Below are 23702 nucleotides of genomic sequence, written 5' to 3'. Positions count from 1 at the left end.
TTGTTTTTATTTGGTATGAATATAAACGGTTTTGAGTTCCCCGAAGACCTACTTTATTACCCAGAGGAACATGTATGGATTAAAACAGAAGGTGACGTGATTACAGTAGGTATAACGTCTCTAGGACAATATATGGCGGGTAAGATATTCGAAGTGTCTACAAAGAGTAAAGGAGAAAAGGTTAATCCAAGAACAGTAGTGTTCACGTTAGAGTCAGCAAAATGGGTAGGTAAATTCAGGCTTCCGGTTGAGGGAGAGATAGTTGAGGTTAATGAATCTGTTGTGAAAAACCCTGCTCTATTAAACGAGAAGCCATATGAAGCTTGGATAATTAAGATCAAGGGAAAATACGACGAAAAGAAATTCAAGAAATTACAAGAAGTGTCTAAATTATTTGAAGCTGAGACCACTAGAGTCGTGAGATAAAGATAATTTTTATCAATTTTTGACTTAAATTACTTTTCCTTTATCTAAAGCAAAACATTTTTATTATTTCCACGAAAGATAATAAAGAGGGTCTTAAATGGCAAACGTTTCGAACTGTGAGATACCTGAGAACCTACTTTATTATATTGAAGGAAAAAACACCGTTTGGGCTAAACAAGAAGGAACAGACACAATTGTTGTAGGTATAACTGACATTGCCCAGACCATGGCAGGAAAAGTAGTGAAAGTCAGGCTAAAGAAGAAGGGCACCAAAATTGAAAAAGGTAAACCAGTTGCTACTATGGAGAGCGGAAAGTGGGCCGGTCCAGTACCAGCTCCAGTATCCGGAGAGATCATAGACGTAAACCAAGAAGTTGAAAAGAATCCAGTGCTCGTTAATCAAGATCCTTACGGCAAAGGTTGGCTGGTTAAGATGAAGATAAATAATCCTGAGGAGTTAAAACAGCTAGTTACTGGCTCTGCTGCTGTAAGCAAATTAACTGAGTTGATAAACTCCGAAAAATTGCAATGCAAGAGGCTGTGAAATGAGTTGGAGGTTCATAGTATTACCTCCCCAAGACGGCTACCACATGGTTACATCCTTTGTATCGGTAGCTGATTATGTCTCTAAAGGAGGAAAAAATACACTCCTTGTTTTTTATGCCGATAAACCCTTCGTTAATGTTGGAGTTCATCAGGAAGTATGGTTAGAAGTTAACCTTGAGTTCACTAAGAAGATGGGAATACCAGTAATAAGGAGAGACCTTGGAGGAGGCACAGTAGTAATAACACCAGGTGAACACGACTACTTTATAGTAGTGAGAGCTGAAGAAGCACCGAGTACGCCAAAAGCTCTTTATGAAAAATATCTAACCCCCGTATTGAACGTATTAAGGTCTTACGGTATAAAGGCTGAGTTAAAAGATCAGGATATTGTTGTAAATGGGAAAAAGATAAGCGGGAACGGTGCTATGACTTACGATAAGGCGGTAGTAGTCACTGGCAATATATTGCTACACCTCGATGTAGACCTGATCAGCAAGTGTGTAAAAGTGCCTTCAGAGAAATTCAGGGATAAGATGGCAAAGGAAATGAGCGAATGGCTTACTAGTGTAGAGAAGGAAATTGGTTATATTCCTCCAAGGGATGAAATAAATAAGAGGTTAAAAGAGGAGTTCGAAAAATGGCTTAACATAAAATTCGAAGACGCTACTTTGACACCTGAGGAAATACAGTTATGGGAAAAACTTGCAAGAGAAAAGATGAACGAGGAGTGGATATACTACAAGGACAATAGACATCCAGAGCTTAAGACCGAAAGGTGTGTTAAGATAAACAACTCTGTAGCTCTCTGTCACGTAGACTATAAGGCAAGGAAACTGATCAGGTTAACAGTAAAAATAGTGAACAAGAAGATAGATGAAATATCGATATCTGGAGATTTCTTCGTCATGTCACCTAAAGGGTTCATTGAGGAGTTAGAGGACAAGCTCAAGGGTGTAGAAGTGACCAAATATCAAGAGGTGATAAGGAAAATGTTTGAGGAGAAAAAACCAGTAATTTTCGGGTTTACAATTGACGACCTGATAAACGCAATGGAGGAACTAATTAGAAAACCTGAAGCCCAAGAAGTAATATGATTAAAAAAGATTAAAAAATTAAATTGACATAATGGCCAATAATTCTCTTTCACTTAGACTTCCCAAGAGAGAAACTGGATCCACAACTGGTAAGAAGCCTATGTTTTTTTCAGCCATTAAGAGCCTTGCTGTTTCCGCACTAGAATCGGGAGTAACTTTGTAAACTGTTATCGACATAAAATCGTAAGCTTTCACTCCCTTCAATGTTTTCTTAGCTAGTAATGCCCTACCTATATCCTTAGCGGAGATTACTCCTACGGGTTTTTTACCATCCACTACTACAGCGTGTCTCTTCCAGTAGGATTGCATGACCTCTACTATCTCCGATAACTCACTATCTGGTGTAGCGATCACTGGGTCAACATTCATTATGTCCCCCACCTTTGCGTTAGACTCAACTTTGCAATGCCTGATTAGATCCCTCTCAGTGACTATTCCCACTATTCTAGCACCATCTCCAACTATTAACGATCCTACACCTTCGGACGTAACTATCCTGCAAGCCTCTTTTATTGGAGAAGTAGGTGTAATAAAAAGGAGGTCTCTTGACATTATTTTTTCAACGGGGGTCTTTAGATCTTTCCAGTTATATATTAAATCCCTGATTGTTATTATTCCGTCCTCGTCAACAAGTAACCTCCTTATGTTATTTTCAAGCATTATTTGAAGAGCTTTTTCAATAGTCGTATCCTTCGAAACCTTGACTACCGAAGTAGTCATTATGTCTTTTACTAACATCATTTAGCCCTCTGTGGGTTCACACCATGAGCCTTAAAACACTCCTCTACTGTAATGTATTTCCACATAGCCTCCGGTTTATAACACTCCATTGCATTATTTTCTTCTTCAACCTTTTCTTGCGTAACCATCATAGCCATCAATCATAAATTATATTAAAAAAGGAAAAAAAATTTACTCCTATGAAAGTAAAAGTTGGAAATCTTGAATTAGAGATCGTTGGAGAGATAGACATAGGAGGAAAGACTTACAAGGTAGTAGAGGTACCTGATTCTTCCGAATACAAGGGGTTTCCCCCTTCTTGGGAAACAGTGAAAAAATCTATGCTAACATGGAGACCTTACTTCCGTGGAAAGATGATTGAGGAAGAAGGGAGGCTAATCCCTGTAATTGATGATTACGTGCTATATATGTCAAAAAGGATGTACGAACTCTTAGTGAATATTTACTACACGTTTAAGGTCAATAAACCGCCCCTCGAGGTGAATATAAGCACCGTGATAACACAAGAAATCGAGAAGCAGGAAGAAGCACTCGGCAGAACCTTAACCCCTGAGGAAAAAACTCAAATGTACTTAGACTACTCGATCGACCTTGCTATACTTAAGGACTTGGGGATCTTATCATGATGACCTTTACAGCTGAAGGGGAGCTAGAAGAAGACCACGTAAAAATCACCAGCAATAACACAGAGCTAAAAATAGGGCTTTTCAGCTCAGATTATCCAACGCCTGAGGAGATATTGCTATCATCAGCATTATCTTGTTTAATGTTAACAGTATACTACATAGCAAGGGAGAAAAATCTAAAGCTCAATAGTTTAAAGGGGTATATAGAAGGAACTTTGGATCCTAAAGGTTTTCAAGGAGATCCTAATATTCCTCCGGGCTTCTTGGAGATCAATTACGAAATAGAAGTTAGTGCCAATAATAAGGAATTATTACAGAAAGTTTTAGAAGAATCAGAGAGGAGATGCCCTCTTAAAGACACTCTCACCAGAAGCATCAAAGTCTATGTTAAATGGAAAATAATTTAAATCTTTTTTAATAAAATCAATTTGTGATACGAAATGTCAGAGGAGCTCATGAAGCCTGGGGAGAGGCAGTTTGATGACATGATACCTTACATTATGGATTTGATAGACAATCTTAATACTCTTCTGGCGGAGAACGGAGCATTATTGAGCCAGAAGGGGATAGCTAGGAAACTTAGTGTCGTATTGTCGATAATGACATTACACAGATACTATCCTCAAGTCTTCATGAAAGAGGTTTGGGATCAACTATTACAGTTAGTAGATCAAATGAAATCAATGCCTGAATTATCAGACAAATTAAATGATATATTAGCAGATATAGAGAAGTTGAATCAGCTGAAGAAGGAAGCTGGGATTTGATTTTATATTAAAACTAGATAAATATTTCTTTTTCACTTCTAAATTCTTGGTCCATCTTCTAACCCTTGTAACTCTTTTTGAGCTAGTTATTTAGCGTATCACCAAAACCTTTTTATTCCTTAGAATTAATTTACTTACGATGGGTCGTAAATCAATTACGACAAGTCGTAATTTTATAAACTTCCTGAAGTTCTTCGGACCAGCTTGGCTGGTGATGATGGCTGACATGGACGCGAGTAGTACTATCGGGGCTGTAGAGACTGGTATGTCCTACGGTTATAAACTTGTATGGTTCCTTCTCTTGCTTTCCGTTCCTCTTTTCATAATTCAGGAGGTCTCTGGAAGGATAGGTATAGCTACCGGAAAAGGCTTAGGTGAACTGGTGAGAGAAAATTACAATAAAAAGGTTTCAACATTAATAGCATTGCCCATGTTTTTGACGGACATAATCACCTATATTGTAGAGTATATAGGGATAGGCATAGGCATGGCTATGCTAGGAGTACCGCTAATTATAGGTATTCCTATTGCATTTATCCTTCACTTGTTAATTATCATAAAGAGAAAATATGTAGTGACGGAAAAAATCCTAATTGCCATATCCACTACACTAATATTAGGTTTTGCTTTAACATTAATCGTAAGAGGATTAGAACCATCATGCTCTATCTTTTATTTCGAACCCACTCCTAGCTATTTCTTTTTTCTGGCTGCCAACGCTGGGGCAGTAATAATGCCGTTCATGTTGTTCTTTCAAGCTTCAGCCACTGCAGAAAAGTTGGCTTCACTGGAAGGTTTTGAGAGGAAACTTGCGTTAAAATTTATGAGAATAGAAACAGTTATCGGCAGCGTAATTACGGAGCTCCTAATGGTAATGGTTGAAATGGCTTCAACTGGGATACCAGATTCTACAAACATTTACTCACCTAGCGACTTAGCTAAGGTGTTTTTCTCGATAGCAGGCCCTTACTCCCCTTATTTCTTTGGGTTAGGCTTACTGGGAGCCGGTTTCCTAGCTTTAGTGGTAATATCTCTAGGGAGTGCATGGGGTACTGCAGAAGCCTTTGGAATCCCTAGAGATAAGTCGTATAAATTATACTTGATAGAAAGTGTTCCGGCACTATTAGTAACTTTACTAGTCCCAAAAGATATGTTAGGAAATGTAGTATTGAACTTGCTCTCACTTTTCGTAATTATTCTTCTAGGCCCTGCCTTAGTTATGGGAATTCTTGCAAATAACCCAAGAATTATGAGAGAATATAAAAGCAGCTCACTTCAAAACGTGATATATTGGAGTAGTATTACCATTATATTTGTTCTAGGTCTTCTAGGTCTTCTGCCCTAACCCAGTTAAACCTTTTCGTGCTTATTCTCTTCTATTACTATCTCCTTTCCGCACCTTATCTTAAAGTCACTAATAAATAGATGCAACAATTTACATTATCACTGCAATGCTTTCTGCACCGACCATAAACGGGATCATGTTACTGATTATGAGGACAATAATTGGGATAGCATTAGGTGCAATTCCGCTTTTGTAACAGCCTATAAACTGAGTAGACACCGAAGTACAAGAGAGGAAGTTTAGCAATATTGCAACAATGGATTATTACTATAGGTATTCTAACTTCGTACTTAATAGGTACGGCAGTTTTGTTTATAGCTCTATCATTAGCTATTACAGCTCTACTGACGTACTGGTGATTTCATATCCATATAGAAAACCGTTATAACTATAGTGTTAGGGTCTAGAGTATCAACTACTGCCTTATCATAGCCGGAAAAGGAAGCCTCCTATAGCTGCTAATATGAAAGTATAATCTATCGTTTAAATTATATACCTAATCAATACAGAGGCAAACTCATTTAATGAAGGTCTATTCAGAGGGTCTGGCGATAATAATCTCTTTAAAATCGCTCGAACATCTGGTTCAACATTTACCTTCATCCAGTCAAGTGATAACAATCTTTTTGCATTCTCAACATATATTAACGCTTCCCTTATCTTTCCTTGATTATAAAGGTCTACTGCATCGCTCAGGACCTTTATATCAGGTCTATTGTTATATCCAGTTAATGCCACATACATGGTCATTCCTAGAGAGAACACATCCATTCGGGGATCTGCGCCAATTCCCTTAATTGAGAACTCAAGCTGTTCTGGTGGTGCATATTCCACGGTGATCTGTTTGATCTTTCCACCAACTCTCACTGCACTACCCAAGTCTCCTAGCTTAACCACTCCTTTTGAACTCTTAAGTAGATTGTAAACTTGTTCACCTCCTCCGCTTAATTTTTTAGAAAGGAAAATGTTTTGCGGCTTAACATCCAGATGGACGTAACCCTGAGAGTGAATATAATCTAAGGCTAAGATTGTCTCTTTTATTATAACGTAAACAATATATTTCCAGTACCTGCTGTTAAATAAGTTGGGGTTTTTCATTAAGTCCATCAAAGTACCTCCCTCTAAGTACTCCATAACGATCATTGGGGGAGAGTTAAGATAAGCTTCCACGTCACCTTTTTCGATCTTTTCAACAATGTTTGAATCTACGTTAATTGCAAAAAGTTTTACCAACCTATCGTCTTTGCTCAAATTTATCAAGTTAGACGCTTCAGCCGCAAAGTCCAAGAAAGAGGAAACCGGGGAATACAAAGTAAAAGTTTGATCAGAAATCTTAGGTATCTTTATAGCGTAATATTTTCCATTCAGTTCTGCCTTTAATATGTAAGAGTTTCCACCAGTTCCCACTACATCAAGTACCTTATAGTTGTAGAGGTTTTTGTTTACCCAATAGTTGGGATCCCAGTTCTTTAGGTCTATGGGAATCATATTAATTCTTACCACGTCTGAGGGATTTGCAACACCTTCCCTTACCTCGGGAATTAGGAGAACCCCGTTAGGAAGCTTAACGTTTTCTACATACCACTTTACGGGGGAGTCCGAATTAATCTTAATGCTACCTTTAACTAAGTGGGGTTTATCGTTAATTTTAACAATAACCTGGACATCCGAAGGATTTATTACAAAAGTTATAGTGTTTAGTATACTTGACTTCATCCTTCCCTTCTTACTTCCTCTCTTCTTCTTAATTCCGATTTTTGGGTAATATATGTAGTTTTTCTCTAGAAGAGGATATAGACTGTCTAAAATGAAGAGCCCACTCCAGGTTAGAGGAAAGACTGTATAGTTAATTATCGAAAGTCCAAAAATGCTCCCTAAAAATGCGAGGAACTCTGCAATTGAGAAAAGTACTGTTATTGCGCTTAGAACTATGGCTCCTTTTAACACGCCTTGTTTGGTACTTATGATAAAGCCTAGAGCCGGAAATGCTAATAGAACGAGGAGGTACGGATTACTGTATAGATCAAGTATAGAGTATAAGACCGTAGATACAACAGCACCTAAAAAAATTATCATAGCCGCTCTTCTTAATTCAGTCCTCATCATAAAGAGTGCTGATATAATGTCATCTACAAAAAGCCCTAGGGCAATGAACCTACTGACTAAAAAGGGAGAAATGAATAACATGAAAAGAGAGCCTACAAAACCAGTTATTACCGCAATTATTAAGAAAATAATTGATAAGTTACTGCTATAATATCTTCTCACACTAAATCTTATCGAACTAAACGATAAAATATCTTATTCTAGTGAAGTAGAACTTTTTATACACTATTAGTTTAGTTTTAACAAGTTGAAGATCGTATCGTGGAACGTTAACGGCCTGAAGGCGATTACTAGAAAGGGAGCCCTCGAAAAAATTATAAAAGACTATGACGTAATTCTCCTTCAAGAAATACGCTCTCAAGACGTACCTCTGGACCTTCTTATATCTGGATTAAACATTTCAGCCTTTCCTTCAAAGAAGAAGGGATATAGTGGAGTAATGAGCATAAGTAAGCCAAAACCACTTTCCGTGATAAAAGGTTTAGGAATAGACGAATTTGATTCGGAGGGAAGAGTTCTTACGTTAGAGTTCCAAAAATTTTACATAATAAACGCTTATTTTCCGAGAGCTGGAGACGGGCTTGTTAGACTAGATTTTAAGATTAAGTTCAATAAGGCTATTGAAAACTATGCACTGAGGCTTAGGGAAAACAAGTCAGTAATCATTTGCGGAGATTTCAATGCCGTTAGAAGTAAGAAGGACTCCAGCTTTTGGGACGAAACTGAGCCTGGCTTAACACCTCAGGAAAGAGAATGGTTGAACAACTTTATTAAAAAGGGTTTCGTGGACTCTGCGGAAAAGACATCAAAGATGGAATATACTTGGAGAAGTTACCAGTTTAAGTGGAAGGCTATGAGAATAGACTACTGTCTTGTGTCTGAGGAACTAGCTCCAAAGATTGTAGATTTTCAAGTCTTAAAAATTGAGGGCTCAGACCACTTACCCATCATGGTCGAATTGTCGGATTAAAATACGAATTCTCTAGAAGTGTAGCTAGATATTTTAAATCGCTTATAAGTAGCGGATCTCTAATTACTTGAAAATCTGTTTGCACCTTGTTAAACAACATCATAACATTAGGATAGTAATTTGAGGCTATTTGCACAATTCTGTATAAATCCTCCTTAGTAGTATATGGTAAGTTCAGTTTAACTGCAATAGCGTCAAGTAAGTAAAGTATCGCTGACCAGTAATTATCTATTGCAGCTTGTAGTTGCCCTTGGGTTTCATACATGATTCCCTTGTTCCACGCATCTTTATACAAAGAGAAAAATTGATTAGTATAATAGTGCTGGGTATTTCTAAATCCTAAATAACCTACTTGGGTAGCAACACTAACTTTATCAGCGTACTTTTGAATCTTCTCGTATAAGAAATAGATACCTATTAATACGGGAATTGTAGCAACCCACATTATAAGTGGATTAGGAACATAAAACAAAGAAGATTCTATTAGAGCAGCAAAGAATAGTTCAACTGGAATAACTATGTATGTAAGCAAAGATCTTTTCCAGTCCCTCCGATTTATTACAATATAAGTTCCAGCACCAACTGCTACAGCATATGAAGGGAGCTCAACCGCTGAATGAGGTAGAAGTAACAAAGAAATCGCAGCCGCTATACCTGGTATTCCTAAGTGAGTAGATACTACACTAATTACATATGCAGTATCCGCTATTGTAATACCGAAAACTAATATTCCTATGATAGGTATGAAATCGGCAGTAGCTATAGCTAGGTTATGAGGAAAAATCATTAACACCTTACCGAAGTAAGTCGTGTTTTGAACTGAGTTCTCTAAACCATTATATTCCTGAAGAACAGACGGGTTGTACGACGGTATCGAGCTTATAACTAAGAATATTGCTAACTCGATTATTAAGTATATTAGTATAAGCTTAGATACAAGCCTCATAAGATTACAGTAAGATAAACCATAAATAAAAGCTTTCGTAACATAAATTCATATTCTTTCGAGGATCTTTTGTATAGCACCTCTCATGATTTCTTCTGCTACTCTGGGCTTTATATCTAGATATAATGACGTGTGATACCAACTCTTACCCTGAATAGTCCGTGCTATTAAAACAGCTTCCTCAGTTGTATTAAGAAATGCATCTTCAGCAGTAGAAAAATACTTTGAAACTATGTAGTGTACTGCATCTGCAACAGCGTTATAAGGAAGGTAACCGCTTAAATAAGCTTCTAATTTAGATTTATATTCCACAGGAACTTCGACCTTTTCTGACCTTTTAGGTAAGACCCGTAATATATTAGCTAAAATTAAGGGATTAACATTAAAATATACTTGATGAGCCGTCCTCAAGACCTTCTCTCTCAAGAGTTCAGACGCATGTAATGAAAGCTTTTTTGCAGTATCTGTCAAAGGCTTAATTATAATGATTGAGTACCCGTTTAATCCCTCGTTTTTTCGAGTGGAGAGATATATCGGTATAAAACCGTTCTTAATCCAAAAGTTTAGTACTTTGACATCAGAGGTAAACGAAGAACCTACCCAGTCAAGTCCTTCTTCTTTCGCTATCCTTACAATTTCGCTAAGTAAGGCTGAACCGTACCCTTTTCCTTGGTAATCGGGGTGAATGGCAATTCTTATAACCCTCCAACCTTTTGTAAATCCGAACTCGTATACTCTCTCGTACTTGATTAGCCTCTGGGGAATTAAGTTACCTGAGCTCTGCCCACCATTAAGTATCGTATTGATTTCACTTTTAGATAGTCTACCTTCTTCTACTACTTGAGCTATTCCTATTTCTCCCATAGCAAATATTCTTTCATAATGAAGATCTCCTAGTATCATCAAGTCGTCAGGGGAGTTTCTGTAATGAGCAGATACTAGGATTCCATAATAGTGCCTCAATAACCCTTCATTCTTAAATAGAGATTGTTTATCTAACTCCGTGACTTTCACCTCATTAACTTTTCTAGGTTTCGGCTCTGCGTCTAAGAGCATAACATCGTATAAAAACCTCTCGACTGGGTCACCTTGTGCATAGCGTATAGGAAAGGTAAGGGTAACATGCTTAAACTTCACTTTCTCTCGCAAGAAATTGAGGTATTTAACGAAGGCTTTACCACTTCCCTCGTATCCATGAATCGTAGATACTAGAACCACCTTTTTCCACCGGCTAGTTATATAATTTATCGTGTCAAGACCTAGTGCTGCGGCTTCATCTACAATTATCAAGTCTCCCTCATAATCTTTCGCGAGATCGGGAGCAAGCCATTTTACTATAACCCCCTTTGAAGCTACGCCGAGGATTTTCCCATCTTTCGATCTCGTTAACTTATATTTTAACCCTAGAGTTTCTAACCCTTTAACTAGAAAGAAAAAAATCTCTTGAGCAGAGAGATAAGTAGGAGAAGTGACAATTATATTATCGAACTTATGCTCACTAACTAGGAAAGACAAGAAAAGGCCCGTTACTGAACTCTTACCCCTTCCTCTCGGAGCCGTTATGGCTAGTATCCTTTTGTCCTCTCCCTCCAAAATAAATCTCATTTCCTCTAGGGCTTTATTTTGGTCTTTACTCTGGCACAGTTCATGGAGCCTTATATCTACGTGAGGGTCTTCGGGAATGTTCCTAACCGGTCTCTGAACCTTTTGGGTTAAAGGCTTAAAACTCTCCCCTTTCTCATCAATAACTAATACCCCTTCATGATTTTTAGCTAACTGCAGGAATCTCTCTTCAAAGAAGTTATCCACTTTACCGTCCTTAATTAACGAGTTCTTAAATAACTTATTATTTTCTATATTGTCGCTGTATAAAACTATTACTCCCCCTCCTCTGACCGAGTCTGATAGTGCAGAGATGTAATTAGGTCTAAAGTCATCCATTGCGTCTAATATCATTATATCAAAAGTAGCCCCGAGATATTTGGTGTATTTAGAATAATCTATATCTATTACCGAATTAATGGCAAGGGACGATTTCAGATCTTGAAACCTATCCTTAGCACCTTCTATCCACGGGTGAAATGCATAACCTATAGTGAACGAACCTTTATTCCTTCTTTTTATAAACTCTGTCATGAAATTTAATAAAAAATCCCTCCACCTTAATGAGTTAATCAAAACAAATAATCTGTAATAATCTCTCTTTGCTCTTTCAAGTTCCTCCTCCAGCATTAGGTTTTCTCCTCATAGATAGCCTTATTGCTACTACTATCACTAAAATGATTATTATAACTCCTATAATAACATATAGCCAGCCCACAGTATATTGTGAAGTCCCAACTTGAAATGTCACGCCCTCATTTACTAAATTATCAAAAGCTGTAGGACTAACGTGAATAGTAAATCTATCGTTTTGTATGAAAGGAAATAGCGAACCGGATTGGTTCCACAATAATGTTAATGTAACCTCATAGTTTCCTACTTGAGCACCACTACTAACATCCACGACATATGTGACATTAACCTCCTGACCTGGTTTTAAATCTCCTAAGTAAGCCTCTGAAGCAGTCAATCCCATCAGAGGATTTGACGAGCTTACATGAGGATATATTACATCACTACTTCCTAATATCGCCTTCACATTTTGAGCTGTTACATTTCCTACGTTCTTAACCGTTAAAGTAATTGGAACTTTAGTAGACCCTGGGTTTATAGTAGGATAGTAAACACCAACTATCTCGAGGTCAGCTTTAGGATACACCTGAAGTTTGTAAGACTTGGTTATTTTACCACCATCATACTTTATTGTGAAGTTAAGGTAGTAATAGCCAGGGGATGTTGAGTTAGGAACGTTAATTAAAAATGTAGTGTTTATTATCTTACCCGAAGGTATAGCTCCTAGCTCTATTTCATCTGGAGATACTACCGGAAGAGTGCTACTGAGAGAAACACTTACGTTCTCTGCAATTCCTTCTCCGTAATTCAGGACTAGAAGTACAACTCTTACGTCATAATATCCTGGAAAAACTTGAGGTGGAATTGTTAAAGTATTTACTGTTATATTTACTTGGTATATTTCAACGGGAACTAACTCCTTAATACTCGCGTTAGAGAAGAATTTTATGGTAACCGGAATATAATAAACTCCGGGAGAGGCATTAGGATATACACTAACTGTTATTGTTCCATAGTTTTCCTCGCCGGCTGGAACTACTCCTATGTAAACCGAATTCTGAGATGATATTAATGGATATCCACTCTTTATCGTCAAGGATACGTTTAATGCACTGACATCACCTAAATTTTTCACTAGGAAAGTTAAAGGTACTTGGGACTCGCCAGCCGACACTAGAATAGGAGACTGAGGAGATCCCCATATAGTTGTAACGGAGAAATTGAGATAACCGTTCACAGCTACTGTTAAGTTGTCTACAGTCGTCGCACCGTTAAAATATTTTACTTCGACGGGAATACTGTATGTTCCCTCACTTGCGTTAGGGTAAATGCTTGAATATACCGTAACTGTAACGGGTTGTCCTATTGGCAAATATCCTACCTTTACTACGTTTTGTGAGAACTTAATAGGAAATTGATTCTTCAGAATTAAACTAACATTATTAGCTATTACGTTACCTGAATTTATCAAGATTATACTTAACGGTACGTTATTCTCTCCGGGAGCTACTAGTAGGGGAGATGATATTGTACCCCATACAGAACTTGCTGAAATTGAGACATATCCTAAAATAGGAATATCTACAGAAAGCTCCTTAGTAAAATTAGTCCCATTAGGTAATGTTCCAGAGATTTCATAGTATAACTTATATATCCCGTCAGTCACGTTGGGATATACGTTATATATGAAGGTAACGTTGATCGTCTCACCTTGTTGAAATATTGGTATACTTATATTCTCGGTACCTTCATAATATGAGAATGTCTCAAAGGGGTATTTAGTTAAGGGGGTTATGTTGACATTATAAACTGTAGAACCTAGATTAGTTATAGATAATGTTATAGGGACTTCCGTCATCCCGGGTGCTATTAATTGTGTTAAGTGAGGAACCGTAATGAAGGACAGTCTAGATACTACTGCTTGACTAGGAATTATTGAAAAAGTAGTTGCTAAGATTGAGATTACAAAGATGGCTGACAAAAGTTTAGTGACCCTACCGTTCATGAATTAAATAGATATATCTAAAATATTTAAAACTAACCAATGAATTAAATAGATATATCTAAAATACCTAAAATTAGCAAGGTCGATTAGACACTCGAGGAGCTCAGCAGGATCCTTTCATCACTTCTCAGCCCTTGTAAGGCTCATCCTCATACATACATTGGAAAAAGAGAAAATTAAAGATAAGGCTGATCTCCTGCTAGTTCTGTTTTTCGTCTACGACATACTTCTCGACCGTTCTCAGCCCGGGCCACCAATTATATTCCTTTAATATTGCCATGATTGCCGGTACCATTATCGGTCTCACAATGAACGTATCAAAAAGTATGGTTAACCCGACTGGTATTCCGATCTCTTGTAAGAATCTCATATCAGCTGATCCTAAAGACATAAACGCGCCTGCCAAAATTAGTCCTGCTGCAGTAACGACTAGACCAGTGTTCTTCACAGCCTTAACGATCCTTTCTTCTTCCTCTCCCTTCTCTTCTAGTATTCTAATTATAATGAACATGTCGTAATCTATGCCTAAGCTATACATTATGGCGAAGACTATCAGAGGTGATAACCAGTAAACTTGATTAAATATAGTGAACATTAGCGCTATTCCGACTAGGGAGCTTAAGAGAAGAGTTAAAGACAATCTCAAAGGAACAATAACAGAACCTAATACTATACCTAAATATACTGTTATTAGAATTATTGTCAGAGGTAAAACGAAAGTGTAGTAAACGTGGACGGTATTATCAACAATGTAAATCCTCTCCGCATTACTGCCTCCAACCAAATAGCCCATATCTATTAGCTGTTTCGTGATGTTAATTGCACCGTTACTGAAAACAGGATACGGTATGTACGCTTCAATCAACGTATAGTTGTGAGAAAAGTAAAGATTAGTTAGATAGGTCTGGTTCTTTATTAATGTTGACCCTATAGAAGCAGGACCGTACACTAATCCGTTATTATCTATTATAAATTTAGATAGGTTATAGATCTGAGTATAGGAAGAGTTGGGATTTCCCTTTATCACTATATAGTCCACACTATAGTTGAGAAAATGGGTTAACTCTTGCTCACCTGCTACAACTTCACTATTAGGTGGTACTATCTCGTTTATGCCAACGTTAGTAGTATGGGTTATAAACGCGCTATAACCTAAAAAGCCGAGTATTACCATTACTCCCAATATAACATACCTCCATTTGATCGCCCCTCTGCTCATAGTTTCAAGGTATTTCTGCCTTATGTCGAATGGGTTTGGTAGCTCTTTTCTGGGGAACTTAATGTACTTTTGTGGAATTGCCAATAGTGCACTCCGGATAAAGAACAATGCGGGTACAAGCGAAGACACAGAAGCAACTACTAATGCTATGCCAATATTCTTCAGGAGAGGAGACGGTGATATAATGAAGGACAAAAACCCTAGAGTTATGCTAAGACCGCTAAATAATAGAGCTCTTCCAGCAGTCCTGAAAGATTTTGAGACTGGATTATCCGTACCTTTTCTCACTTCCTCAAAATACCTATATAGAAACAGTATCGAATAATCTACTGTAATTCCAAATACTATAGGAGGAATTACAAGCCCCGATATATAGTAAATATGGTAGCCGAAGAAAGTAGCTAGGAATAGCAAAGCGTAAGCTATTTCGAGACCTATTACGGCACTTAGAATCAGTATCAGAATAGGTACTAGGGCCCTAATTAACAATACTAAGAAAATTGAAAGGAGTATCACCGTCACTATGTCAATTACTTTTAGATCCTTTTCAGTAGCTATTCCAGATTCCGCATAAATCGGAAGGTGACCGGTGACTGTAGCGTTAATGTTACTCATAAACTCCTCAATTTGTGTTAAACTCTCATTATTCGGGACTTGTATAATGAATAACCACTTCCCGTCTCGATGAAAATTAGACAAAGATATGGGCATGGGCTTAATCTCACTCTCGACTTGGTTGGTAGCGTAACTAAAAGGATCAACCAAAGCGTTCTCTGGCACACTCTCCCTTGTCAGAATCTTTACTAGGTATGAATAATTAGAGAAATTCAATAAAGTAGAACGGACTAGTGAGGTATTGGAGTAGTTCGAGAATGAGAATAGAAGAACGAACGGATCTTTGAATACGGCTAAGCTTGCGTTCCTAGCCCTTTGTAGCTCACTACCATTTAGCTGAGAGTATATGTAATAGAACTTTTCCGCTTCAGCTCCAACTGGATAAAACTTGTGAATGGGAATACCATAAGTTACGTTTAGCTCATATTCAAAAATGGAAAAGTTTTGCAAAATATACGCTCTCTCTTTAGTAAGGTTTACGTATAAAGAATGAAGCGGTAAAAGTTTTTCGTATGTGGAGTTAATTATAGGCGAAATGAGTTTAAAGTAGGTTTGGTTGGATTGATTTAAGTAGTCATACGGTGTGATCAGTTTCGCATCTGACAAGTACTTAAGGGAATTATTTACTTCCTTGAATGCTTGGCTATAGTTTCCTGAGACAAGGACGTATATGTTGTCTTCTTCAGAGTAGTTAAAGTATTTGACCAATATGTGCTTTACGACTACACTACCGTACTGTGGCGTCAAGAAAGGTGAATCGGAGTAAACAAAATAATTTTGTATGCCAAGAAGAATTGGTGATAATAGTATTAGAAGAATGAACCAAGGTAATATTTGTAATCTCATATGACTTTGTTTTTCCTTCAAGCGATTAAAAATAAGTGTTCTAAAATTCATTATTAAGAAGATAAATTTCGATTCATAGATGTTTTAGCATGTAGATTGTCCGAATTAACTCCGCATGACTCCAAACCAACGGTGCAACAGATGTATATGAACCATTTGGTGCTATCTGTTCCGGAATTACCCCTGTAGAGGGAATGTGACCGAGAACCCAGTTGAGATATTTGGTCGCTTTTTCCTTATCGCCTTCTAGAGTGTATTGTTGGGCTAACCATAAGGTCGCTATATACCAGATATTGGGTGTATCGGTTACCTTGAGATAACTATCGTTTTCATATCTTATTATACCTCCGTTAACAGACAATCTATCCTCTATGATTTTCCTATTACTTATTACACGAGGGTCTTTTGCGTCAAAAACGCCTAATATTGAAGCGAAAAGGGTACTTGCATCAACCGTCTTATCAACACTACCGTCCTCGTAAATCGTCCTTGCAAAGTGATCACTAACGTAGAAACGGTTTAATCCTCTTTTAATTTCGTTGGCTGCAAAGAGATATTTTTCTTTTAAGTTCTCTTCGCCAAAGAACTCAGCAAACTTACTAGCAGCAATTAACCCAGTGTGGACTGCAAGAGACGTAAAGAAATGAGTACCGAGTCTCTCCTCCCATAGATCGTAAGAGGGTAAAGGAAGGCCAGACTCTTCATCTCTATAAGCCACTAGGAAGTCGGCTGCCTTTTTTATAAGTGGTGTGTATAAAGGTTTTATAAAATCTATATCGTTAAATTTTGAAAAGTGAAGCCATGCAACATGTATTAACAACCCTGTCTCATCTTCTTGTATCGGGATACTTCTTATAGTCCAAGGATGCCATGTGGATCCCCAATGACCATCACATGTGTACTTCTGAAACAAAAAACCGTTATAGAGAAGAGGTTTCGTAAATAGAAGTAAATTCCTAACTTGATCTTGATATCCTAAAAGTGTAAGAGCTATAGCTGCGAAGGCAGCATCTCTATGCCATACGTAATTATAAGTGTCTTTATTAAACCTCAATATATCAGTGTCCAAGGCAGCAGGGATGGCTCCGTTATTTTGCCAATGAGCGGCAATTATTAATGCACTTCTTTTCACTATATTATCGTAGTCTATTAATTTACTGAGCCACGCTTTCCAATAGTTCTGGGTTCTCTTTATTAGCTCTCTTGGACCTTTTCTAACTACGTAATCGTTTTTCCTCACTACATCCTCATAACTTGAACCGCAAACTAACCAACAATAAAAGATCTTAGACGAAAAAAGTCTGATGCTGGCAACAGAATCAACGGAACCTTGTGCTATAGGGTTTCCAGATAACTCACCGTCTTCGGCGTCTTTCCAAGTACCCAAATATCTACCCGTCTCCTTGTATCCAGTAGCATATTGATAAAACGGTATATCACACTTAAAGAGAAACCACTTGTCTCTTTTATAATGAATAATTGAGGATGTAAACGGATCATAGAGCGCCGTATCCCCTATGTCATTACCGTTGAGGTGAAAATCGTGGTGAAAGAAAATTCTCAAATCACTAGACTTTGATAAGGTAACACTAACCTCTCTTACAAAAATCTCATAAGCAATATCTACAGCATCTACCAGCTTTATTTTACTCCCGTTGACTTCAACCTCGGCAAATGAAGATAGTGAGTTTTCTACATAACCAATCTTAGGATTAAGTTGATCTAACCAAGTGAAGTCCCCGTTATTCCATATACCTAATTTAGCTTGATGCAGGTGATTATCTATGGGTAAAGGATAGTAGAGTTCTCTCAATATATAGCCCTGATCATATAATATTGTTAATTTTCCATTTCCTAGTATGATTAACCTTGTCATAAAATAAATACAAACTTAAAATAAATTAAATTTTTCTTACATCATATAAAGATATTGTATAAAAGGTGGTCTTTTCCGTCGAGGTTGATACTAGTCTTAAAATAAACTACTAGCTTAATTAACTAGATAATTATTAAATTTCTCGTATATCTATTTGTTAAATAGTTAAACTAGGACCTACAAAAGTTTTTCTCTTTGACTAAAATTTTTATATTGCGATATCTTATTTGATATCTGAATGTTAATCTTAGGCGCTCACGTTATGTTCCTAATGTCATCTACAGCATTAACTATTACTTACTTTATACTTACCACATACTACGGACTTAAATACAAGCCAAAGAGATGTAATAATACCAATTTTACAAAATCCGACATTACAGTATTAATTCCAGTATACAAAGAAGATGTAAGACTGTTTGAACAAGTCATAGAATCAATAGCCCGAATAGGTCTCAAGTTAATAGTAGTAGGGGATGGTGTTGATGAACCATACAGAAGCATAGTAAAGAAACATGAAGGACTTTTCATAAGCCTTAAAAAGAGGTCAGGAAAAAGAGTTGCATTATCTGAAGGGATAAAATATGTGACAACTAAACTAGTCCTATTACTGGATAGTGATACTATAATATCGAAGGATAGTATAGAAAAACTATTGAATTATATGACAGAAGATGTTGGGGGAGTAGGTGCAAACATCAGAATGATAAAGAGTAAAAAATGGTCCTATTACTACGCGGAGTTTTTCGAAAGTATGAGTGAATTGGTAAACAGAGCAGTTAATTACTTTGGGAGTGCTATAATATTAAGTGGTCAGTGTGTCCTATATAGAACCGATTTAATAAAGCCTTATGTATTATCAGAGGAATTTAGAAACCCTAGAATATTCGGCAGAAAAATGATCCTATCAGACGATAGAGATCTCACAGAATACGTGATTATCAAAGGTTATAAGGCCGTAAAGGCTATAGACGCTATAGTTTATACAAAACCCCCTAATGATGTTATGGCTTTCGCCAAACAAGTAACCCGTTGGACTAGAGCTAACTACCTAATCTTTATAAAGGAAATAAAAGAAGGAGTTATAAATAAAAGAGGATTAATATATTCCTTTAACGTAACCTACCTAAATATGCTACCTTTGTTGTCAATTCTATTCTTATTTCTTGATATACATTCGATATTAAACTCGCATTTGTTTGAGAGGATAGTAGAGAAAGGTATCTTGAACGTATTACTAACTGGGGGAACTAACTTATCACTAATCTCAGTCAAAATTTTTGAACATTTTTTACGACTTAGACCATCATTAATAGCGATATTAATAATAACCCACATACTACCTACAATCTCCATAATACCATTTTCCTATGCCTTGGCAAAATTAATCATGAGGGAAAAACTTAAGACTTTCCTAATAGGTACAATAGCGTTAGTAATACAATACTTCGCCTCATTTTATGCATTACTCACGTTTTGGAAACAGAACTGGTCATCTAGAGACTCTTAGGTATGCTAACTGCAGTTTTACAGCATGCGGACAAATTGGTTGACCACACTGACAATTGCTTTCTATGATTTTAAAACCGCGTATTTTAATTCTTACATCGTAGTACCCTACAGCACATTTTGCAGGTACTAAACCCTCGACTTCTATAACGTCGTTTAACTTCTCCACTTTAAGTATCTTTACGTTCATGCTAAGTCATATTTTACCAATCTATTTCCCCGTTTAAAAACGGATTGTGCAACTTTTCGTAACCTAATGTCGTAAGAAAACCATGTCCTGGGTACACTGTTAGTAAATCATCAAGCTCCATTAACCTTTTTAGGCTCTTCTTTAGGAGAACCTTATCTCCTCCTAAGTCGTATCTACCGATGCTCTCATTAAAGAGAGTATCACCGGTAAATAAGTTATTCTCTATTAAGTACGTAACACTACCTAGAGTGTGTCCCGGAGTCTCGATCACCTTAACCCTGATACCGTCAAATTCCATCTCTCCTTCTTTAACATAATCGTCTACGGAAATGTGAGAGGTTCGGGGATCGTTTTTAACCAACGGTTCATCGTTCTTGTGTAAGTAGAATACAACTTCGCCTAGGTATTTCTTTAACTCAGGCACACCCAAAATGTGATCAAAGTGACCATGAGTAGCAAGGATTGCCTTTAATTCTATTCCTCTATCTTTAACGTAGTATATAATTTCTGTTGGGTTCTCTCCTGCATCGATTAATATCCCTAAATTATTTTTAGTCACTAAATAACAATTAGTGTTAAGGTAACTCACTTCGAATTTCTTTATTACTATCATCACTCTAAACTTAAGGATTGATCTAATAATATTATCGTCATGCTATCAGTAATCCATCTTTTACGCATATTAAATCGAAATTATTAAGTAACACTCTTTCTTTAAATAGAATCAATATGAAATACACCGAAACAGCTCCGAAACTCTTTATGAACACTGGGACAAAGTTCCCTAGGCAAATTATTTGGGCTATGGGAGCTATTAAGTACTCGTGTGCTAAAGTTAACGCTGAATTAGGACTATTAGATCAACAAATAGCACAAGCTATTATGAAAGCATCTGAAGAAGTAATGGAAGGGAAATCTGACTCTAAAGTGATTGTAGACGTGTTTCAAACAGGTTCTGGAACCGGGTTAAACATGAACATAAACGAGATTATTGCTGAGAGAGCTACGGAAATTTCAGGGAAGAAAGTTCATCCTAACGATCACGTAAACCTTGGGCAGTCTTCTAATGACACCGTACCTACTGCAATACGCATTGCAGCAGTGAAAACAGCATATGAACTTCTAATTCCCGCATACGAAAAGATCATCACGTCTCTGAATAAAAAGGGTCAGGAATATAACGATATAGTTAAATCAGGCAGGACTCATTTGAGAGATGCATTACCTGTAACTTTAGGTCAAGAATTATTGTCATACGCTGATGCATTTCAACACGACTTAGGAAAGTTGAAGGAAATACTGGAATACGTAAAAGAACTTCCCATAGGAGGTACAGCTGTAGGTACTGGGCTGAATGCACATCCTGAGTTTCAGGAGAGAGTAGTCAATGAGATAAACAAAATCACTTCTATGGGCTTCAAACCCGCAAATAAATTCAGGGGTTTGAAACTTCTCACCGATATGTTAATGCTAAGTGGAGTCCTGAGGACTTCTGCAGTGAACTTATATAGACTAGGGCAAGACATAAGATTGATGTTTTCAGGACCTATGACAGGGTTTAATGAGATTGAACTTCCCAGCCAAGAGGAAATAGCTGGAAGCAGTATAATGCCTGGTAAAACTAACCCGGTAACTGTAGAGGCTTCTCTTCTAGTAAGTGCTCAAGTTGTAGGTTTAGATCATGCTATACAGTTCGCTTCAATGCTAGGTGAATTTGAGTTGGCTATGGGTGTTCCACTAGTAGGTTACGATCTCGTAATGGAGGAGACCTTATTAGCTGAGGCATTTAGTAAAATGTCAGATTTAGTTATTAACGGTATGGTTCCAAACGTAGAAAAGATGAGAAGGTACGCCGAAAGTAGCCCCTCATTAGTTACTATCATATCTCCGATAATCGGATATGATAAGGCATCTCAAATAGGTAAACAATTAGCTAAGGGAATGTCAATAAGGGAAGCACTGAGAGAATTAGGATATAAGGATGAAGAAATCAATACCATACTTGACTTGAAAAGACTAGTTAAACCTGGGTTTCCAGCCAAATGAAGGAGACATGCCTAGGAATAATAAGGGATGGTAATTTTTTACTCTTTATAAGAAAAATCAGAGGCTTAGGAGCTGGATATCTAACATTCCCTGGGGGAAAAGTTGAGGAAGGTGAAACGCCCGAGCAATGTATCACTCGTGAAGTCAATGAAGAAATCAAAGTAAATATTGAGTCCTTTAGGAAGGTAGCCGAGATCTTGTTTATACACGGAGAAGAAGCAGAAAAGATGCACGTGTTCCTTATTACAAAGTTCACCGGGATTCCTACTAAAACTGATGAAGCTATACCTATGTGGTTAAATGAACCTATTTATGAGGAGATGTGGGCTGACGATAAAATATGGTTACCAAAGGTTCTGAATGGAGAAAATGTATGTTGTGAGTTTTACTTCTCCGCTGACTGGACTTATTTTAAGGGAGGTCATTGTAATTCATGTGAATTTACATGATTTTGTAACTCTATATACTGAGTCTCTTATTTTTTCTATGCACTATTCCTCTCCTTTATCACATTCGAAAATTTTGATATCAGTTCCCTTTATTTTGTTCAACACTTCTTTGTCTATTTTTTCTATGACGATTACGTCGTACCTTTCGCACTGTCCTATTCTCTCTGTAACAACGTCACTTAATGAATAACAGTCTCCCGTTCTTTGAAAGCGTATTATCACTTCTCATTACCTTCCTCATTAAATACTCTACTCGCTAAAGATAAAGATATATCATATCTAAAGCTAGTATTAAAATGACCCCCTTCAAATTCTTCATAGATATGGGGGATGTTTAGTTTTTTCATCTTTTCGTGTAAAATCCTCATACCGAAATTGATCTTGAATTCATCCCTTAGACCTACATCAAGGTATACCATCCTGAGTTTTCGCAAATTCTCGTGATACTGGTTTATCATTCTAACTGGATCCTTCTCTATCCATTTTTTCCAGACTTCTTCTATAATTTCACCCGTTTCCACTTCAAAGGGTAACTCGATATACTCCCCCTTAGGTGAGTAAAATGCAGCCATTGCCACGATGGTTAGTGCGTTTAAATCCTCTTTTTCCTTCTTATTCTCCTTACTCCAATACTTCTGTAGCCAGTCCTTATAGTCCTTGAATTTTCTCAGGGTTCTGATAACAGAAGGAAACATAGGAATGTAAATATACTCGAAGTAAGCATCGCCTGAATGGTCTACTATTCCTTGAATTAGACCGGGATACTTCATTCCTAGCACTATTGCACCGTAACCTCCAGAAGATTTGCCCATGAGAACTATCTTGTCACTGTCGTATTTTTCTTTTAGATAGGGTATTAATTCCTTAACTAAGAAATCTTCATATAGGCCTACTGCAGTTGAATTTATATATTGGTTACCGCCTAACTTAGTAAAGAGATCTGGAAGTATTACAACTGTATTATTTATTTTACCCTCCTTAGAAAGCCTCTCCACTTTTTCTACAATATTTCCCCCCAAAGGATCATAGTTCAGTAGTGAAATGGAAGAAGACAGAAAACCGCTTAGATAGATAACTATTAAGGGTTTAGAAATATTGTCGGAGACTATGTGAACGACATTCCTTACATTAGGGTCTTTTAAAGGGTTATCTCTTAAAGCCTCGCTTTCTACATTCTCAACTCTTACAATAACCATTATAATCAA

24 protein-coding genes are annotated in these 23702 nt (G+C 37.1%); 11 read left to right on the top strand and 13 right to left on the bottom strand.

Annotation, left to right across the window (positions count from 1 at the left end; genetic code table 11):
- The first annotated feature begins 15 nt into the window (after nt 1-15).
- From D1868_RS09890 to D1868_RS09880, 3 genes are all read left to right on the top strand, one after another.
- Complete coding sequence (locus D1868_RS09890; RefSeq protein ID WP_156007720.1) at nt 16-426, top strand: glycine cleavage system protein H; 411 nt, start codon at nt 16-18, stop codon at nt 424-426.
- 97 nt (nt 427-523) lie between these two features.
- Entirely contained in the window at nt 524-970 is a 447-nt protein-coding gene (gcvH, locus tag D1868_RS09885; RefSeq protein WP_156007719.1) for a glycine cleavage system protein H, read from the top strand.
- A gap of 1 nt (nt 971) precedes the next feature.
- Nucleotides 972-2066: a lipoate--protein ligase gene (locus D1868_RS09880; RefSeq protein WP_156007718.1), complete on the top strand. Its 1095-nt coding sequence runs from the start codon at nt 972-974 to the stop codon at nt 2064-2066.
- Nucleotides 2067-2084: 18 nt separating this feature from the next.
- On the opposite strand, the gene D1868_RS09875 is transcribed toward D1868_RS09880, so the two are convergent.
- Together D1868_RS09875 and D1868_RS09870 are read right to left on the bottom strand one after the other, a co-directional pair.
- The gene (locus tag D1868_RS09875; protein WP_231112377.1) at nt 2085-2807 is read right to left on the bottom strand and encodes a CBS domain-containing protein; all 723 of its coding nucleotides are present in this window, start codon (nt 2805-2807) and stop codon (nt 2085-2087) included.
- Entirely contained in the window at nt 2804-2944 is a 141-nt protein-coding gene (locus D1868_RS09870; protein WP_156007717.1) for a hypothetical protein, read from the bottom strand. The genes D1868_RS09875 and D1868_RS09870 overlap by 4 nt, the downstream gene beginning before the upstream one ends.
- A gap of 42 nt (nt 2945-2986) precedes the next feature.
- Here D1868_RS09870 and D1868_RS09865 point away from each other — a divergent pair, with 42 nt between their 5' ends.
- From D1868_RS09865 to D1868_RS09850, 4 genes are all read left to right on the top strand, one after another.
- Nucleotides 2987-3433: a hypothetical protein gene (locus D1868_RS09865; RefSeq protein ID WP_156007716.1), complete on the top strand. Its 447-nt coding sequence runs from the start codon at nt 2987-2989 to the stop codon at nt 3431-3433.
- On the top strand, nt 3430-3840 hold the full coding sequence (locus D1868_RS09860; RefSeq protein ID WP_156007715.1) for an OsmC family protein: 411 nt from the start codon (nt 3430-3432) through the stop codon (nt 3838-3840). Before D1868_RS09865 ends, D1868_RS09860 begins: the two co-directional genes overlap by 4 nt.
- Before the next feature lie 33 nt (nt 3841-3873).
- On the top strand, nt 3874-4200 hold the full coding sequence (locus D1868_RS09855) for a hypothetical protein (protein WP_156007714.1): 327 nt from the start codon (nt 3874-3876) through the stop codon (nt 4198-4200).
- A gap of 139 nt (nt 4201-4339) precedes the next feature.
- Nucleotides 4340-5545: an NRAMP family divalent metal transporter gene (locus D1868_RS09850; protein WP_156007713.1), complete on the top strand. Its 1206-nt coding sequence runs from the start codon at nt 4340-4342 to the stop codon at nt 5543-5545.
- A gap of 90 nt (nt 5546-5635) precedes the next feature.
- Here the strand turns inward: D1868_RS09850 and D1868_RS11260 are convergent, their stop codons facing one another.
- Nucleotides 5636-5764, bottom strand: a complete 129-nt coding sequence (locus D1868_RS11260; protein ID WP_269194904.1) for a hypothetical protein — start codon at nt 5762-5764, stop codon at nt 5636-5638.
- A 264-nt stretch (nt 5765-6028) separates the two neighbouring features.
- The gene (locus tag D1868_RS09840) at nt 6029-7813 is read right to left on the bottom strand and encodes a serine/threonine-protein kinase (RefSeq protein ID WP_156007712.1); all 1785 of its coding nucleotides are present in this window, start codon (nt 7811-7813) and stop codon (nt 6029-6031) included.
- Nucleotides 7814-7898: 85 nt separating this feature from the next.
- Between D1868_RS09840 and D1868_RS09835 the strand changes: the two genes are divergently transcribed.
- A complete protein-coding gene (locus tag D1868_RS09835; protein WP_156007711.1) occupies nt 7899-8621 on the top strand; it encodes an exodeoxyribonuclease III in 723 nt (240 codons plus the stop codon).
- Here D1868_RS09835 and D1868_RS09830 read toward each other — a convergent pair.
- The 5 genes from D1868_RS09830 to D1868_RS09810 form a co-directional block, all read right to left on the bottom strand.
- Complete coding sequence (locus D1868_RS09830; protein WP_156007710.1) at nt 8599-9567, bottom strand: stage II sporulation protein M; 969 nt, start codon at nt 9565-9567, stop codon at nt 8599-8601. The genes D1868_RS09835 and D1868_RS09830 overlap by 23 nt on opposite strands.
- A gap of 48 nt (nt 9568-9615) precedes the next feature.
- On the bottom strand, nt 9616-11799 hold the full coding sequence (locus D1868_RS09825) for a tRNA(Met) cytidine acetyltransferase TmcA (RefSeq protein WP_231112376.1): 2184 nt from the start codon (nt 11797-11799) through the stop codon (nt 9616-9618).
- A complete protein-coding gene (locus D1868_RS09820; RefSeq protein WP_156007709.1) occupies nt 11780-13747 on the bottom strand; it encodes a COG1361 S-layer family protein in 1968 nt (655 codons plus the stop codon). Before D1868_RS09820 ends, D1868_RS09825 begins: the two co-directional genes overlap by 20 nt.
- A gap of 199 nt (nt 13748-13946) precedes the next feature.
- Entirely contained in the window at nt 13947-16427 is a 2481-nt protein-coding gene (locus D1868_RS09815) for an MMPL family transporter (protein ID WP_156007708.1), read from the bottom strand.
- A 73-nt stretch (nt 16428-16500) separates the two neighbouring features.
- Nucleotides 16501-18303: a glycoside hydrolase family 15 protein gene (locus tag D1868_RS09810; RefSeq protein ID WP_156007707.1), complete on the bottom strand. Its 1803-nt coding sequence runs from the start codon at nt 18301-18303 to the stop codon at nt 16501-16503.
- Between the two features lie 238 nt (nt 18304-18541).
- Here D1868_RS09810 and D1868_RS09805 point away from each other — a divergent pair, with 238 nt between their 5' ends.
- Nucleotides 18542-19813 carry a glycosyltransferase family 2 protein gene (locus D1868_RS09805; RefSeq protein WP_156007706.1) on the top strand — a complete coding sequence of 424 codons (1272 nt, stop codon included), beginning with the start codon at nt 18542-18544 and terminating at the stop codon, nt 19811-19813.
- On the opposite strand, the gene D1868_RS09800 is transcribed toward D1868_RS09805, so the two are convergent.
- Both D1868_RS09800 and D1868_RS09795 read right to left on the bottom strand, forming a co-directional pair.
- The gene (locus tag D1868_RS09800) at nt 19796-20002 is read right to left on the bottom strand and encodes a hypothetical protein (protein ID WP_231112375.1); all 207 of its coding nucleotides are present in this window, start codon (nt 20000-20002) and stop codon (nt 19796-19798) included. The two genes, D1868_RS09805 and D1868_RS09800, sit on opposite strands and share 18 nt — an antisense overlap.
- 13 nt (nt 20003-20015) lie before the next feature.
- Nucleotides 20016-20615, bottom strand: coding sequence for an MBL fold metallo-hydrolase (locus D1868_RS09795; RefSeq protein ID WP_156007705.1), 600 nt, complete (start codon nt 20613-20615; stop codon nt 20016-20018).
- 116 nt (nt 20616-20731) lie between these two features.
- Here D1868_RS09795 and D1868_RS09790 point away from each other — a divergent pair, with 116 nt between their 5' ends.
- Together D1868_RS09790 and D1868_RS09785 are read left to right on the top strand one after the other, a co-directional pair.
- Nucleotides 20732-22048: a class II fumarate hydratase gene (locus D1868_RS09790; protein WP_156007704.1), complete on the top strand. Its 1317-nt coding sequence runs from the start codon at nt 20732-20734 to the stop codon at nt 22046-22048.
- Nucleotides 22045-22497, top strand: a complete 453-nt coding sequence (locus D1868_RS09785) for an 8-oxo-dGTP diphosphatase (RefSeq protein WP_156007703.1) — start codon at nt 22045-22047, stop codon at nt 22495-22497. The genes D1868_RS09790 and D1868_RS09785 overlap by 4 nt, the downstream gene beginning before the upstream one ends.
- Nucleotides 22498-22539: 42 nt before the next feature.
- Here D1868_RS09785 and D1868_RS09780 read toward each other — a convergent pair whose 3' ends face one another.
- Together D1868_RS09780 and D1868_RS09775 are read right to left on the bottom strand one after the other, a co-directional pair.
- Entirely contained in the window at nt 22540-22719 is a 180-nt protein-coding gene (locus tag D1868_RS09780) for a hypothetical protein (RefSeq protein ID WP_156007702.1), read from the bottom strand.
- Nucleotides 22716-23693, bottom strand: a complete 978-nt coding sequence (locus D1868_RS09775; protein WP_156007701.1) for an alpha/beta hydrolase-fold protein — start codon at nt 23691-23693, stop codon at nt 22716-22718. Before D1868_RS09775 ends, D1868_RS09780 begins: the two co-directional genes overlap by 4 nt.
- Nucleotides 23694-23702 lie beyond the last annotated feature (9 nt).

It is taken from the genome of Stygiolobus azoricus (assembly GCF_009729035.1).
In the GTDB taxonomy this organism is placed as follows: domain Archaea; phylum Thermoproteota; class Thermoprotei_A; order Sulfolobales; family Sulfolobaceae; genus Stygiolobus; species Stygiolobus azoricus.
The sequence above is the reverse complement of the archived record's forward strand: the minus strand, read 5'-3'. Positions and strand labels throughout refer to the sequence as shown.